Genomic DNA, 14,221 nt, shown 5'->3' with positions numbered 1-14,221 from the left:
CTTCCTCGGTATGCTCAATGGTTCCATAGAACCTGGATTCATCCCGGCCTTGGTCCGCGATCGCGACAGCAATTTTTGATTTGGATACGTCTAAACCCACGTATTTTGTGAAAGACTTCATAGTGAACCGACTCCTTTTTGTTTGTAGCTCTGTTTTGGGATTTTTGGGGCATTTCATTCCCATTATTCCCACAAGTAACCTACGTATGAGCAAAAGAGGACGTCGGTTTCGTTCATTATAACTATTGGTGAAATAACGAGGAGTTTGGAGAGCTAACGGACCTACGTTCCGCTATTGCGCCCAAAAACGTGGATTTTGCAGTCTATTTGGTCAAATAACGGAACCAGGGTCCGCAAGCATTGTGAAAGAGGGTCTATTTCAACAAATAGCGGATCTGGTGTCCATTAACGGGTGGCCAGTCCTGCGAGTTTAGCCAATTCCACTCAGGTCTCATCAATCTCATCATTCTCATCAGTTCCACCAGTAATCTCATCATTCTCATCAGTTCTACCAGTAATCTCATCAAACATCATTCTCATCAGTTCTACCACTCTCACCCATTCCATTAGCCCTCAAACCACCTATGAAGATCAAGGGGCTGCCAAAAAGTCAGTTTTTATTGACTACTTTCTGGACAGCCCTTTCTGTAAAATATGCTACTCTCCACTATGTAATAAACGCCACTTCACCTTTGAAACGAACAGATAATGCCTCCGCAAAGGGTTTAATTATGGATTTATTCCATTCATAACACCTATTGTTATGTATCTCTACCCACAACCGATGCTTATCCGGCCAGTAAGTAATTTCCAAAACCCCTGCTTTCTTTTCTTGTTTTAAATGATAATGAACTGAACCCTTCATTGTCGATAAAGTTGTCTTTTGAGTAATGTTAAGTTTAAACTGATTTATAACCTCTTCAATCTCTTGAATAACAAGTTCGTGGTCAAACAGTTTGACTTGGGACAAATTGGAGTTTATGATTTCATACTTAATCATAACAATTTCCCCTTAAAATAAGTGCCAATCTGATTTCCATTGTTCTGGTATAGGAATTGCTAATTGTTTTAATGCCACATACCATTGACCTTGGTGAATGGCCTCATGTTGAATAGCCATACTGACTAATTCACTAGGGGGCACAAAATAATCGTCACTCCAATAAACCCTTTCAACCTGTGTTTTAACAATTGCTTCCGCTAACTCATTCCGACTGCGAATTAATTCATCAACCAAATCAATCCCCTTTGGAACAGGGGTTCCGGGTAAAATCACACGACCAGTAATCAAGCTCTTACGATAAACATCTCTTACTCTTATCATATGGGCGAATAGCCTTCCAAGCGACCCAAGTTCGGGTATCAAAACATCATTCCATTTTTCCTTGTTAACTACTGTGACTAGTAAATCCAACATTTCTGCTGCGTAGAGATATCCTTTTGAATTCATCTGAAATCCTCCTTAACTATTTAAGAACATATGTTTCCATTTACTGTACCAAAATAATCCATTATATGCAACTATGAGAATTTCTGCTCGTGCCCTCAAATTCCGAATCAATATTTCATTCACACTTGTTAGAGTGAGTTAAAGGGGAGTTGTATACGGTTCGGCAAAAATTATTAATTTACGAGATAGATTTACAATAATTTACTATGGGGCGTATAATAGAAACAATGACTCATTAATAGGAGGGTATTCCTTGGATAACAATCACAAAGAGCCACAATACGGGTTTTCTCCGCTAACCCAATCTTACGTTCCGCCACAGGCTAAGACGAGTGGCAAAGCAATTACCTCTTTAATACTAGGTATAATATCCTTAATTACTTTGCCATTAGGAGTAATCATAGTCCTTGGAATCATTGGCTTCTTCAGCGGTATCGTTGCGATTGTGTTATCGTCTTTATCGTTTAAAGAAATCAAGCGAGTACAGGTGCGAGGACGCGGTATGGCAATTGCAGGATTGGTATGCGGAATCGTCGCGACGGCTATCAATGTGCTTGCCTTTGTTATCTCGTTTGTGGCTAGCTTCATGAATGCGATGAATAATGTGTAGACACAACAAAACCGCTTTCTCAAAGCTGGAAAGCGGTCAGACTGTCGTATTCCCCCATACAAAAGTCTCCTTAGACCTCCATCCCTATTCTTCCATTACCCTTTTCACTTTCCAACACCAACATTTGTCGCCGTCACTTATGATAGGCACTACATATCATCTCAAAAGTGAATTTTCTTGCGCCGCGGCGGTCCAAAAATTCGCCTCATTTGTGCTGCGGCTCACCGTAACATCTATAGAGCGAAGTAGCAGATCCAAGAACCTTCTGTCTAATTTGTTACGTTAAAGCCTTTGTATATGTGTATTAGTAAATGAAGAATCTTGATATTTCAACCCAGCACCTATTGCTCTATCCATACAGATATGAGCGATCCAGATGATCGATCCTAATAATAGATAATCGTTTGAAAAATATAAGTAACCTAATGTAAAAAGCAGGGGGAAAATAAAGGTGTGTCCCAAATTATAAACAATCGCACCTATTTTCTTATTCATGGTGTACCCAAGCATTGTAAGATCGGGAACGAATAAAAGAGCAACAAACAACCATATAGGAAAGTGTAGCTGCATGTAAATAAAAAAGGAAAGTACAAAGGCAAGTGCATATTCAACATGAACGATTTGTTTATTTGTCATCATATCTCTCCCTTTAAACCATGTTGAAATAAACCAAGCAATAGGTTTTCGATATCTTCAATATTCTCTGAATACTCTACTTCACTCGCAAGTTCTTTAATGGTTTGAACCACTCTCAATGCTTGTTGGTAAAACCGAATTTTTTCCTCAAGATTCATTATTTTTTGATTCAATAACAATACAGTTGCATCCTTGCATTCCGTAGATATGGATCTGTCTCGTAGTATAAGTGATTGTTGAATTTCCTTAATTGTAAATCCTAATTGCTTTAATACGATGATAAGCTGTATCTGCTTCTCACATTCTTCATCAAATTCCCGATAACCATTTTCTCGTCTTATTGGATTCAATAAGTTTTCTTTCTCATAATAACGAATGGTATCGGTTTGAATTTGATATTTATTCGCAAAATCCTTGATTTTCATTGTCGGCCTCCCTTCCAGTAAAATCATAACATTGGAGTAAACTCCAGAGTCAACTATTAATTAACATATTTTTCCCTTATAATTGATACACTGGATGCACTGGTGCTGATTTATTTTTACTGGAAAAGTGGGATGACGATATGAAAAAAATATTATCTTTCATGGAATGGGGCCTATTTGCCCTTCGTTCGTATCACTATATTTTGCTAGCGTCCCGTCTATTGGAAGTAAGTGAATTTTCAATCCTGACGGTAGTGAATATTCTTTGGCTGACTCTAGCGCTTGTCGTCCCTATGCTGTTCTGGTTCCCTGGGCTTAGAAATAACAAGACTTGGTTCTGCATACTAGAGCTGCTGCTGGGCGGTTCTTATTATGTGAATTCTGACATTCATCCGGATCTGACTTCGAGGGCGGACTATTTGCTGCTCAGTCTTATCCTGGGATACCTAATGACGAAGAAGACGATCTGGGTTATTCCTGTGGTGGCTTTCATTCCTTTTTTATCGCAGACTTACTTGCATTTGCCTTGGGAGGAGGCGTTTAGCTTCGCATCAGACAATTTGCTGTTCTGCTTCATCGGCATTTGGGCGAGCTCCGTAGCCAAAGCATATGAAGAGAAGAATAAACTAGCACTAGAAGTGGAGCGGCAAAATAAGCTGCTAACCCTCTACACTGCGGAAATCGAGACAATGACGCTTCAAGAAGAGCGCAACCGTATGTCGAAGGAGCTTCATGATACATTGGGGCACTCCTTTATCGCACTTATTATGAGCCTTGATGCTTCTATTGCCCTTCTGGATCAGAAGCCAGAAGAGGTTAAAGGCCGTTTAATCCGCTTAAGGGCACTCGCTGAACAAAATTTGGACGACATGCGAAACATTGTGCATGAGATGGGAGAAGAAGAGGGGTCGAGTCTTACACAGCAGGTGGAGAACCTTGTCCTCCGTTTCCAGGAGCACACGGGAACTGTACTCACCGTCAATCTGCTGGGGACAGAGCCCAGGTTGCCTTTTGAAGCGCGGCAAACGGTCCTCCGTGTCATTCAGGAAGCTTTTACGAATGCGCTAAAGCATGGAAAAGCATCTCAATTGTTCTTGGAGCTGGAGTTTGCCGTGAGCACGCTGCAATTAATTGTCCGAAATAACGGCATACCGATTAAAAAAATGGATTATGGCTTCGGCTTGAACACGATGAAGCATCGAATCGAGCGATTGGGAGGCAGCTTGTCCGTGGATTCTAAGGAGGAAGCTGAGGCGATGACCGAAGTCAGATGTGAAATTCCGCTGAAGGGAGTGCTGCTGCATGTCGAACATTAAGGTGCTGATTGCTGATGATCAAGAATTAATCCTGGAAAGCTTACATATCGTGCTATCCATGGAGGAAGATATCGAAATAGCTGCATTGGCAAAAAACGGGGAGGAAGCCATTCAGGGCTGCGAGCAGTTTCAGCCCGACATTGTGCTGATGGATATCAACATGCCTGTCATGGACGGCGTGGCTGCAACGGCCCTGATTAAGAAGCGATTCCCTGACATCAAGATTATTATGCTGACCTCTTATAAGGAAGTGGAGTATGTGCTTGCGGCGTTAGGTCATGGCGCAGAAGGTTATCTGCTCAAGGCCATCCATCCCAAGGATCTGGCTGCAGGTATACGCGTGGTTCATGCGGGAGGCACCTTAATAACACAAGAGATGGCGGGCAAAATGATTAAAAGCATGAACATGAACAATTCCTCCGCCGTAAAAAGTAATGAATACGGGCTCAGCGCCCGTGAACTCGAAGTGCTGCATAAGCTGGCTCTCGGCCTGCGCAATCAAGACATTGCTGAGGCGCTTTTTCTTAGTGAAGGGACAGTTAAGAATTACATCTCAACGATTTATTCGAAGCTTCATGTCAAGGGAAGGCGAGAAGCTGCCCGCATAGCCCGAGATTCGGGCATATTGGATCACAAGTAATCATGTCATGACCAAAGCGCACTGTGTCTTTATGACTTTTTCAGCATAAACTCATAACTACCAAACGTTATAGGAGCTGATGAAAGACATGAAGAAAACAAGGTCCAACAACATAGAGAGGCTGCTGCGCTTTCCAATTACCTGGATGCTTGTGGGTTCGGTCGCTATTATTCTTGTGCAGGGGTTATTCCTTGTGCTGACCGAGCGAGTAGAAGGGGCCGGTTCCCTATTCTTAACACTCCTGATGGGCTTATTAGCTATCCTAGTGTATAAGCTTATTATGAAATACTTGGCTCAGCGGCCCATTTCAGAGCTGTCCGGGCAGCACGCAGGGGTGGAAGCTGTCCTGGGCGTAATCACGGGAACGGTTTTTATCGCAGTGTCCACGCTTATTATTGTTCTGCTCGGCGGCTACTCCTTTCAATGGGCGGCTGCTGCAGATCCGGGTTCTATTCTCATGACGTCCATTGCAACAGCGCTGAGCGCAGCCATCGTCGAGGAACTGGTGTTTCGTGGATTGATGCTTCAAGCTATACAGAAATTAGGGGGCAGCTGGATTGCACTCGCGATAACCTCGCTTACCTTTGGGGCCTTCCATCTGGGCAATCCAGGAGCAACACTATGGAGCGCACTTGCCATCACCCTAGAAGCAGGGGTTCTGCTCGGAGCTGCATTCTTGTGGCGGCGTAATTTGTGGTTCGCCATGGGGCTGCATTTTGCTTGGAATGCACTCGAAGCTGCGCTTGGCATTCCTGTATCCGGACTCCCCTCGGCCGGGTTGTATACTGTGAAGGCAAACGGCGCAGCATGGCTCACCGGGGGAGACTTTGGGCTGGAGGGCTCTATTGTTACGGTGATCCTAGGACTTGTGATTGCCATTCCGATGCTGATCCGTGCTGCACGGAAACGGCCATGATTTGTTTCTCTCTGATTTGCATGGAAAGCTGGATCTTGAAAAGATTGTCCAGCTCATGAACGAAAAAACAACCCCAGTAAACGATAAGGAATTATTACTGGAGGTATTTCCCAATATTGCCCAAACTGAGAAGAACGGAGTTAATATAGTTTAATGCTCTGCATTCGCTCAAAGCAGCCTAGGTTGTTTTAATGAACCGCGCTTTTAAAAAAATAATGTAGTTACTGAACGCGCCTTCTTTAGCCTTTTAGATAAATAGTATAACGTAACCGCCGCGGCGCAAGAAACTTCGCTTTAGAGATATGTAGAGCCTATCATAAGTAACGGCGACAAATTTTGGTGTTGGAAAATGAAAAGGGTTATGGAAGATTAGTGTTAGAGGTTGTTATTTATGCGTCAATCCCTCAAGGGACGGCTCTAAGGAGACTTTTGTATGGGGGGATACGACAATGTCATCCACCAACAAACGATTCATTAGCTTTTCTAAACAGTCTGACCGCTTTCCAGTTTTGGGAAAGCGGTCTTGTTGTGTCTACACAGTATTCACAGCATTCATGGGAAGCCAACGATTCCAAGGAGTATGATTCCTCCTAATGGCAAAGTAATTAAGGATATTATACCTAGTATTAAAGAGGTAATTGCTTTGCCACTCGTCCGAAATTATATACAAGCATACCTACCTTCTTATCCATCGCATAACAATTTAGAATTAGTCGATTAATAATTTTGGTTCCTCATCTGGAGCCCCTACAATCGTGTTTTCGTTGAAAGCGAGATACTGACCATACTTCTCTACTATAAAGTCGTTAAACGACCCGGCTGCATCCACTGTGGCAGTGACTGTGGGAGCCCCTTTTTTGGTGAAAGTCATTTGATCGTTGTCCCATGCATTTGTTCCTCTTGCTCCCTTATATCCTTTCAAATCAAAATTTATCATCGTTTTCGCGTCTCTCATTGCGTTCTTCATTAAAGTGTCTGACGTCAGCTTCTTGGTCTTTGCATCTTTACCATTACTATAATGTACGCCTGCTTGGAGCAGTTCCAGCGTTTTTTCTTCAATTGCAAAGCTCGCATTGATAGATTTTGATTTATACTTATATTGATAAACAGTCGGTTTTCCATCACGGACAAACACACGATCCAACTTAGCCCCATTCTTGACCTTTCCATTGGTAAGCTTGGATAATACCTGATCAGCCTTCTTCTGCACGCTTGCTGGGGCATTGTCAGGAGCATAATTCACACCATAAGCCTGCTCGTCTTTTTTTAAATAAACTTGTTTATTTTGCTTGGCATTCGATGAGATTGTACCCACAAAGTAGATTGACTCTGAGATTCTCACATATTTCGGCGCTTCCCCTGGGAACAAAGCTTCCCACGTTTTCTCCAGTTCGGTTTGATATTTACCGCCATTTAAATCTTCATAATTGATCTTAATACCGATATTTTCGAGCTTTCCATTTTCTTTATAAATAATAGTATCGTCCTTGAAATCCTCTCTTTTAAAACCTATAAAACCTTTCATGGCAGTTCCTTCAATTAACGTATACGTATTTCCTGTCAGCTCTTTAAGTTTATCCTGAGCCTGTTGCATAAGCTTCTGATCAAGCTTAGCAACCTGTGAAACATTGATATTTACCGTGTTAGGTGCATCTGCCTGAACAACTGTTTGGTATCCCAGCAAACTTCCTGATAATAAGACTACTCCGAGGATAGGGATCATTTTTTTTCTGTTCATATCAATGAACTCCTTTCTTTTGCAATCTCATGGACATAATGAATAAAATATAAGTGCATCTCCAAGCTACTTTTCAATACATATCAGTCAATTAACAATTTGACTTCTTCATTTGGAGGACCTTGGATGGTCATTCCGTAAAAATCGATACTCTGATTATACTTATCAATAATAAAGCTGCTAAACGATCCGTCTTTATTAAATCTAGCAGTAACGGAAGGAGCCCCTTCTTTTGTGAACGTCATATAATCCTCATCCCATGCATTTGTTCCTCTTGCTCCCTTATATCCTTCCAAATCCAGATCTAGCATATTTTTTGCATCTCTCATTGCGCTCTTCATTAAAGTGTCTAACGTCAACTTCTTAATTTTTGCGCTTTTTTCATTTTCACGTTTCTGAAATTCTTCATAACTGTCTACACTTTTACCGTCAGAATGATATACATCTGCTTGGAACAGTTCCAGCGTTTGTTCTTCAATTGCAAAGATTACATCCATCGTTTTTGATTTATACTTATATTGATACACATTCGGTTTGCCATCGCTGACATATATACGATCCAACTTGGCACCCTGCTTGACCTTTCCATCGGTAAGCTTGGAGAATACCTGAGCAGCTTTGTTCTGCACGCTTGCCGGGGCATCGTCAGGAGCATAATTTACGCCATAAACATTGCCATTCTCTTGCATATAAATTTGCTTATTTTGCATAGCATTCGATGAGATTGTACCCTCATAGTAGATTGACTCTGAGATACTCACATACTTTGGTGTTTCCCCTGGGAACAAAGCTTCCCACGTTTCCTTCAGTTTGGTTTGATATTTTCCGCCATTTAAATCTTCATAATTGATCTTAATACCGATATTGTCGAGCTTTCCATTTTCTTTATAAGTAATAATATCGTCCTTGAAATTCTCTCTTTTAAAACTCATAAAACCTTTCATGGCAGTTCCTTCAATTAACGTATACGTGTTTCCTGTCAGCTCCTTAAGTTTATCCTGAGCCTGTTGCATAAGCTTCTGATCAAGCTTCACATCCTGTGAAACATTGATATTTACCGTGTTAGGTGCATCTGCCTGAACAGGTGGTTGGTATCCCAGCAGACTTCCTGATAATAAGGCTACTCCGAGGATAGGAAAAATTATTTTTTTATTCATATTTATAAACTCCTTTATTTTTTATTTTGCTTTGCCCTCAGCTTTTTAATGGAATGGTTCAGTCACGTTGGAATGAATCTATAGAAAACCAGTAGTCATCACCTCCCCTATCTGCCTTAGACCGAGCAGCACCCACGTTCAACTTGCTAGGCTTTACAGATTGAGCCATTTTAATCCAGCCTACTCATCATTTCCTTGATTAGTCCGTTCCTTTTTCAGATAACTCCCGTAGCTCTATTTCAATAGAATAGATCGTCCCTTTAGAGGTGAACAGCGCAGTCACGTCTGGAGAACCTGCTTTTGTGAAAGTTAATGTATCAAACCGGTGTTCAAGTTTGGATACGTTATACTCAGCTAAGTCCAAATTCATCCATACTTTAGCTTGTTTCACGGTTTCCTCACGAACCTTGTCCAGCTTAATTGCTTTTGTTTTCTCGACTAAGTCACGATATTTATTATCATCCAATTTATTAAGATGATCCGACAACGGAAAAGCTAATACCCTTATGATCTGATTCGTATTTTTTTGTACATCAATGAGGATAGAACCCTTGTTTGTTTCATACACGAACTTATACACCGGGTTTTGATCGGGTCTTAAGATCATTTGACTTACTGACCGTTTACTTTGTTTAAAATCCCCAACTTTATTAAAAGCTCGATCCGCTGCATCTTTTGCAGCATCTGGAACCTGGTCCTCTCCAATCGTTTGTTTCGCATAATACCAGTTACCCTGGTCAAATTCGATGGATCTGTTTTCGTTTCGCGCCTCTATGTGATATGTGTCACGCTCATATTCGTACATAATCACATCATTAATTCCTTCTCCTTGGGGGAAAATTTCATCCCAAACCCTTTGCAACTGGCTTTTAAACTCTTGGTCCTCAATGTCATCAAAGCGAATCATCCCCGTATGAAATTGCTTATTCCCATCCGAGCCTTGCGCATAAAGTGTATCCACCTTCTCATTTGGATTTACTTTCATTTCTTTGACAAAAGGATTGATATATTCAAGCAATGATAGACGCTCTATGGTTTGAGCCATCACAGGAGTTAGAAACACACAAAAAGCAACTAATGCCGCTGTGATGATTCCCGCTCTTCTTGTGAAGAATGGCTTTTGTGGTGGCACGCCTTTTAATTCAAGTTTTTCTACAATCTGTTGACTCATGCTGTGCTCTGGCGTCTCCGTATCCCGAATCATTTGCTCCACCTGGTGAATACTTACGGTTTTAGATGGATTTGGTGATCGACGCATTCACTGTTCCTCCTTCATTAACTTCCTTCGTTTGTAGTTTTTTGCGAAGACGTTCATACTTTTTTCGCACGGTTGCTGGTTTCATATTCATCATTTCACTAATCTCGTTAAAGTGATATCGATGAATCGCCCGGAGAACTAATATATGTCTCTCTTCAGTAGTCAGTAAATTTAGAATATCCTTCAGTATAGTTTGACTGTCGATTTGCTCAGTCGAGGCCTCAGGCTGATCATATTTATAACGATCTATAAAACGAAGCCACCTTTTTTTGCCCCGGATTTGATTCAGACTGTAATTGTAGGCAATTTTGTACAGCCATGCCGAAAAACTCATATTTGGACGATACTTATGTATCTGTTCATACACTCTAATAAATATTTCTTGTAGAGCATCCTCGGCTTCTTCCTTGCTTTTGAGCATATGGTAACAATAGATATACATTGGTTTTTCAAAGTTTCTTATAATTGAAGCGAAAGCTTCCTTATCACCAAACTTAGTCCTTTCAATCAGCATCTCAATTTCTTCTGAGTTTGATTTATACTCTCTGTAGTGTCTATCCAAAAATCATCCCCCCCTCCTGGCTACACTCTTAATACACCAATGCAGCTCATTTTGTGACAGCAACATCAAGAATAATACTTGGTAACATCATCGACCTTGAAATGGTGAAAAAGAAAAAGAATATTTACGGGTATAAAACACTAGAGAAGCCTTGTTATCCACTTGTAACGTACGAAGCCCGTGGTTTGCCGAAGGCAAGCAACGGATCATTAAGACGACTGGAAAGCACCTCCTGCGATTAATCCAGCAACAAGCTACAACCAGTTACCCAAAAAGATCACAAAAAGGCGAAAGGACCACTCACATGGCCGACCTTTCGCCTCTCTCTGTTTTGTCTAAGAGCTCCGCCTTACTTATGATACGGTTCACCGCGGAGAATCGTAAGCGTGGCATCTCTAAAGAGGAGGATGGATCGATTTCAAGAAGTTGCTACCAAATCCACCGACAACAGTTGAAGAAAAATTCATACGGGTCATGAAATCAAGCCAGTTCTTTCATCGCCTTTTCAATATGAATCATGATCATCCTGCGGCTGGTCACGAGAATACCTTCATTGGATAGTCCTGTAAGGTAAGCGATACCGCTTCTCTTGTGGCACCGATCATATTGGCCAATTCTTGATGAGTCAGGGGAATATCGATTTTTCGGTATCCGTTTTCTTCTATGCCGAACTTTTTAGATAGTCGGTTGAGAAAGTAAAGCACTTTGCCACGCAGATCCCTAAAAACCAATTTTTCCACCAATTCATCCTGATCTCGCAGGCGTTTGCTTAATTCCAATAAAAAACGTAATGACAATTCAGAATACTTGGGACGCATCAAGCCGCTTCGCGACGAGCTAGCAGCAGTCCAAGCCCGCATCGACAAGCTGGAAGAAAAGAAACGCAAGTACCTCGGGCTGTACGAGATGGACGAGATCGATCGCGACCTGTTCGCGGAACGCCTGAACGACCTGAACAGGGAGCTCGACACCGAGCTTACCCGCCGGTCGAAGCTGGAACTGGAACTCCGCGACGATCAGGCCGAGCCCGTCTCCTACGAGCTCGTACGTTCCTTGGTGGGCCGGTTCGACACCCTGCTCCATCGCTCTCCGTTCCCGCAGCGTAAGACCCTGATGCACCTGATCGTAAAGAAGATCACGCTGGACATCAGGAAGCGAGTCGACAGCGTCGAGCTAGCTTTCAACGAGGAGACCGAGAAGCATTTTTTAAGCGTTGCCCCTTCCGCTGAGCAACAGTCGGAAGGGGCTTTTCCTTTGTCCGGAAAAGCCCCAACATTGAAGAATAAGTTAACCATCCTCATTTAATATGGACAATCGGCTTGTCATTATATTGCGCAATCGTTCCTAGTTAGCTTAATGCCAATTCCCACTTAGGCAATCAATGCAAGTTCTTATCCTAAATCGGGAATGACGCAACCAAGCGTGATGAGGTGGGGGTAAGACCAGTCTGCCCAATGAGCAGTTGTGTTTTTTGCTCTTGTATAATAGTGTCGTATGGCTTCTAAGAGCTTCATTTACATTCGATAATACCCACCGGATTAGGCGTATCCATCAACGCGGCAAACGCTGCGGGCCAGGCGGGGTCTTCAGGGTAGAGCGCGGTACGGAGATAGGACCAGACGAGCGCTCGCAGCGTAGCCACGCGCTCGGGGTTTTCGTCTGTCGTTTCCTTCGCGTCGTACGCGGCCACCCCACCTAGCCCATGCTCTGCTCCGAACAGCGTCAGCAGGCATTTGGGGCCAGGGCTCAGGAAGTACGCATCAGAGTGCCAATCCTTGCGATCGGAGAACGCTGGGCTCCAGTCGTTATCACCCACGATGACGAGGGCTGGCGTTGTCATTGTGGCGAAGCTAGTTGTCCTCAAGATCGGGTAGTGCTCGGTTGCGAACGCGGCGAGGTCCTCACCTTTGCCTGGCGCAGCCAACAGTACACCCACCTTGATCCGAGGGTCGGCTAGATTCACTTCCGTCCCGTCGACCGGATCTGTAACCCCCTGACCACACAGCATGCCTACCGTATGCCCGCCCATTGAATGCCCGACTGCGGCGATCCGGCTCCGGTTTAGGCGCCCGCCGAGCCCCGGAACAGCAGCCTCGATCTGGTCGAGGTGATCGAGAATGTAGCGCATGTCCTCGGCTCGGGACCGCCAAAACAACGGTGCCTCTGGGTTATCCGATTCACGCAGACCCAGCGCCTTCGAGTCTAAGTGAGTGGGCTGGATAACGACGAAGCCGTGGGCTGCCCAGAAGTTTGCGAGGGGCCCGTAGCCGTGTAGGGATGACACGAAGTTCGAAGGCCCATGGCCGTGCGACAGAAGAATCACGGGCAGGTCGCTTCCCGTCGAGGGCGCGGAGACCTTGATCTGCAAATTCACAATCCGACCCGGGACCGACAGCACCACGGGGCTGAAGGCTATAACAGGGGTGGGATCGTTGACAGGAATACCGGCAGTTTCAGTGAACGGCTTGCTCATGGAATGCTCTCCCTTTGGATTAGCCTGCATTAGTAACACTCTCCTTTTTTAGGATGGTCCCTTCTTTGAGAGATCAATTACTCTTATTTGGATTCAATTCGACCTAACGGATTGGTACTCTCTTCCAGAGCTTTGCGGGCTTCCAACCAACTGGAATTGTCGAGGTCGAGCGCATCGCGTAGGTACGACCATGTGAGCTGCCGGAGCAACGCAACTCGTTCGGGGTTCTCGTCCGTCGTCTCCGCGACGTTGTACCCGGAGATTCCGCCAAGTATATGTTCTGCCCCGAAGAGGGTGAGTAGGCTCTTGCTGCCCGGGCTCAGGAAGTAGGGGTCCGTGAACCAGTCAGGCCCCCGAGTGGACAGGTGGGATTGGTCATGATCCCCCGCGACCACAAGAGTCGGCGTCCTCATCTCAGAGAAGCTCGGGTGCATGAATGGGAAGTGCTCTGCCGCGAACGGAGTCAGGTCAGCTCCACCAAGGCCTGTCGTGGAAAGCAATACGCCCGCCTTGATCCGCGAGTCGGACATGTCCTCTCCCGGTTCGCCATTGGCATCGAGGACTCGCGCGCCGAGCAGAATGCTCACCGTTTGGCCTCCCCAGGAGTGTCCGGCTGCGGCAATACTGCTTCGGTCGAGACGTCCGCTGAGGCCTGGAACGGAAGCTTCAATAAGATCAAGTTGGTCAAGGATGAGCTTTAGGTCTTCGACGCGGAAACGCCAGATCAGTGGTGTACGGGGATCGTCAGGGGGAAGATTCAGCGTCCTCGAGTCGAGATGGGTGGGTTGAATGACCACGAAGCCGTGAGCAGCCCAGTAGTCGACTAACGGAGCATAGCTGTCCATCGACCAACCAAAGCCTTGCGAGAAAATAATAATAGGCAATTGGCTACCCGTCGCTGGCGCTGATACTCGCACTTGCAAATCCTCGCCACGGCTTGGGGCCGATAGTACTACCGGCTTAAACGAAATAACTGGAGTAGACGTACTTACGTTCATTTGCATAATAGATGTTCCTTTCTTAGACTTCTCAGTATTAGT

At 44.2% G+C, this 14,221-nt stretch carries 17 protein-coding genes; 5 read left to right on the top strand and 12 right to left on the bottom strand.

Annotated elements, in window-relative coordinates:
• Positions 1–444: 444 nt before the first annotated feature.
• From G358_RS34300 to G358_RS0122230, 3 genes are all read right to left on the bottom strand, one after another.
• Positions 445–567, bottom strand: a complete 123-nt coding sequence (locus G358_RS34300; protein WP_019639471.1) for a hypothetical protein — start codon at positions 565–567, stop codon at positions 445–447.
• Between the two features lie 100 nt (positions 568–667).
• Entirely contained in the window at positions 668–1,000 is a 333-nt protein-coding gene (locus G358_RS0122235) for a hypothetical protein (protein ID WP_019639470.1), read from the bottom strand.
• 12 nt (positions 1,001–1,012) lie between these two features.
• Positions 1,013–1,450: a DinB family protein gene (locus tag G358_RS0122230; protein WP_019639469.1), complete on the bottom strand. Its 438-nt coding sequence runs from the start codon at positions 1,448–1,450 to the stop codon at positions 1,013–1,015.
• A 253-nt stretch (positions 1,451–1,703) separates the two neighbouring features.
• Between G358_RS0122230 and G358_RS30670 the strand changes: the two genes are divergently transcribed.
• Positions 1,704–2,060, top strand: a complete 357-nt coding sequence (locus G358_RS30670; protein WP_019639468.1) for a DUF4190 domain-containing protein — start codon at positions 1,704–1,706, stop codon at positions 2,058–2,060.
• Positions 2,061–2,342: 282 nt separating this feature from the next.
• Here G358_RS30670 and G358_RS0122220 read toward each other — a convergent pair whose 3' ends face one another.
• Together G358_RS0122220 and G358_RS0122215 are read right to left on the bottom strand one after the other, a co-directional pair.
• On the bottom strand, positions 2,343–2,696 hold the full coding sequence (locus G358_RS0122220) for a DUF4260 domain-containing protein (RefSeq protein WP_019639467.1): 354 nt from the start codon (positions 2,694–2,696) through the stop codon (positions 2,343–2,345).
• Positions 2,696–3,121, bottom strand: a complete 426-nt coding sequence (locus G358_RS0122215) for a MerR family transcriptional regulator (protein WP_019639466.1) — start codon at positions 3,119–3,121, stop codon at positions 2,696–2,698. Before G358_RS0122215 ends, G358_RS0122220 begins: the two co-directional genes overlap by 1 nt.
• A 140-nt stretch (positions 3,122–3,261) precedes the next feature.
• On the opposite strand from G358_RS0122215, the gene G358_RS0122210 reads away from it, so the two are divergent.
• From G358_RS0122210 to G358_RS0122200, 3 genes are all read left to right on the top strand, one after another.
• The gene (locus tag G358_RS0122210; RefSeq protein WP_019639465.1) at positions 3,262–4,437 is read left to right on the top strand and encodes a sensor histidine kinase; all 1,176 of its coding nucleotides are present in this window, start codon (positions 3,262–3,264) and stop codon (positions 4,435–4,437) included.
• Entirely contained in the window at positions 4,424–5,077 is a 654-nt protein-coding gene (locus G358_RS0122205; protein ID WP_019639464.1) for a response regulator transcription factor, read from the top strand. Before G358_RS0122210 ends, G358_RS0122205 begins: the two co-directional genes overlap by 14 nt.
• A gap of 88 nt (positions 5,078–5,165) precedes the next feature.
• Positions 5,166–5,993, top strand: coding sequence for a CPBP family intramembrane glutamic endopeptidase (locus G358_RS0122200; RefSeq protein ID WP_019639463.1), 828 nt, complete (start codon positions 5,166–5,168; stop codon positions 5,991–5,993).
• 709 nt (positions 5,994–6,702) lie between these two features.
• Here the strand turns inward: G358_RS0122200 and G358_RS0122190 are convergent.
• The 5 genes from G358_RS0122190 to G358_RS34080 all read right to left on the bottom strand — a co-directional run bounded on the left by G358_RS0122190 (position 6,703) and on the right by G358_RS34080 (position 11,448).
• Positions 6,703–7,731, bottom strand: coding sequence for a hypothetical protein (locus G358_RS0122190; protein ID WP_019639461.1), 1,029 nt, complete (start codon positions 7,729–7,731; stop codon positions 6,703–6,705).
• A gap of 83 nt (positions 7,732–7,814) precedes the next feature.
• A complete protein-coding gene (locus G358_RS0122185; RefSeq protein ID WP_019639460.1) occupies positions 7,815–8,888 on the bottom strand; it encodes a hypothetical protein in 1,074 nt (357 codons plus the stop codon).
• A gap of 199 nt (positions 8,889–9,087) precedes the next feature.
• Positions 9,088–10,146: a hypothetical protein gene (locus G358_RS0122180; RefSeq protein ID WP_019639459.1), complete on the bottom strand. Its 1,059-nt coding sequence runs from the start codon at positions 10,144–10,146 to the stop codon at positions 9,088–9,090.
• Positions 10,121–10,708, bottom strand: a complete 588-nt coding sequence (locus G358_RS0122175) for an RNA polymerase sigma factor (RefSeq protein WP_019639458.1) — start codon at positions 10,706–10,708, stop codon at positions 10,121–10,123. The genes G358_RS0122180 and G358_RS0122175 overlap by 26 nt, the downstream gene beginning before the upstream one ends.
• A 536-nt stretch (positions 10,709–11,244) precedes the next feature.
• Positions 11,245–11,448, bottom strand: coding sequence for a helix-turn-helix domain-containing protein (locus G358_RS34080; RefSeq protein ID WP_019639457.1), 204 nt, complete (start codon positions 11,446–11,448; stop codon positions 11,245–11,247).
• A gap of 25 nt (positions 11,449–11,473) precedes the next feature.
• Between G358_RS34080 and G358_RS0122165 the strand changes: the two genes are divergently transcribed.
• Positions 11,474–12,013: a hypothetical protein gene (locus G358_RS0122165; protein ID WP_019639456.1), complete on the top strand. Its 540-nt coding sequence runs from the start codon at positions 11,474–11,476 to the stop codon at positions 12,011–12,013.
• A gap of 205 nt (positions 12,014–12,218) precedes the next feature.
• On the opposite strand, the gene G358_RS0122160 is transcribed toward G358_RS0122165, so the two are convergent.
• Together G358_RS0122160 and G358_RS0122155 are read right to left on the bottom strand one after the other, a co-directional pair.
• Positions 12,219–13,211: an alpha/beta hydrolase family protein gene (locus G358_RS0122160; protein ID WP_019639455.1), complete on the bottom strand. Its 993-nt coding sequence runs from the start codon at positions 13,209–13,211 to the stop codon at positions 12,219–12,221.
• Positions 13,212–13,264: 53 nt separating this feature from the next.
• The gene (locus tag G358_RS0122155; RefSeq protein ID WP_019639454.1) at positions 13,265–14,185 is read right to left on the bottom strand and encodes an alpha/beta hydrolase family protein; all 921 of its coding nucleotides are present in this window, start codon (positions 14,183–14,185) and stop codon (positions 13,265–13,267) included.
• Positions 14,186–14,221: the final 36 nt, after the last annotated feature.

Origin of the sequence: Paenibacillus fonticola DSM 21315 (assembly GCF_000381905.1) — a bacterium.
GTDB classification, from domain to species: Bacteria; Bacillota; Bacilli; order Paenibacillales; family Paenibacillaceae; genus Fontibacillus; species Fontibacillus fonticola.
The sequence above is the reverse complement of the archived record's forward strand: the minus strand, read 5'-3'. Positions and strand labels throughout refer to the sequence as shown.

Coding starts and splice junctions, on each gene's coding strand:
- G358_RS34300 (WP_019639471.1), bottom strand. CDS start 567: ATGGAATGGGTGAGAGTGGTAGAACTGATGAGAATGATGTTTGATGAG.
- G358_RS0122235 (WP_019639470.1), bottom strand. CDS start 1,000: ATGATTAAGTATGAAATCATAAACTCCAATTTGTCCCAAGTCAAACTG.
- G358_RS0122230 (WP_019639469.1), bottom strand. CDS start 1,450: ATGAATTCAAAAGGATATCTCTACGCAGCAGAAATGTTGGATTTACTA.
- G358_RS0122220 (WP_019639467.1), bottom strand. CDS start 2,696: ATGACAAATAAACAAATCGTTCATGTTGAATATGCACTTGCCTTTGTA.
- G358_RS0122215 (WP_019639466.1), bottom strand. CDS start 3,121: ATGAAAATCAAGGATTTTGCGAATAAATATCAAATTCAAACCGATACC.
- G358_RS0122210 (WP_019639465.1), top strand. CDS start 3,262: ATGAAAAAAATATTATCTTTCATGGAATGGGGCCTATTTGCCCTTCGT.
- G358_RS0122205 (WP_019639464.1), top strand. CDS start 4,424: ATGTCGAACATTAAGGTGCTGATTGCTGATGATCAAGAATTAATCCTG.
- G358_RS0122200 (WP_019639463.1), top strand. CDS start 5,166: ATGAAGAAAACAAGGTCCAACAACATAGAGAGGCTGCTGCGCTTTCCA.
- G358_RS0122190 (WP_019639461.1), bottom strand. CDS start 7,731: ATGAACAGAAAAAAAATGATCCCTATCCTCGGAGTAGTCTTATTATCA.
- G358_RS0122185 (WP_019639460.1), bottom strand. CDS start 8,888: ATGAATAAAAAAATAATTTTTCCTATCCTCGGAGTAGCCTTATTATCA.
- G358_RS0122180 (WP_019639459.1), bottom strand. CDS start 10,146: ATGCGTCGATCACCAAATCCATCTAAAACCGTAAGTATTCACCAGGTG.
- G358_RS0122160 (WP_019639455.1), bottom strand. CDS start 13,211: ATGCAGGCTAATCCAAAGGGAGAGCATTCCATGAGCAAGCCGTTCACT.
- G358_RS0122155 (WP_019639454.1), bottom strand. CDS start 14,185: ATGCAAATGAACGTAAGTACGTCTACTCCAGTTATTTCGTTTAAGCCG.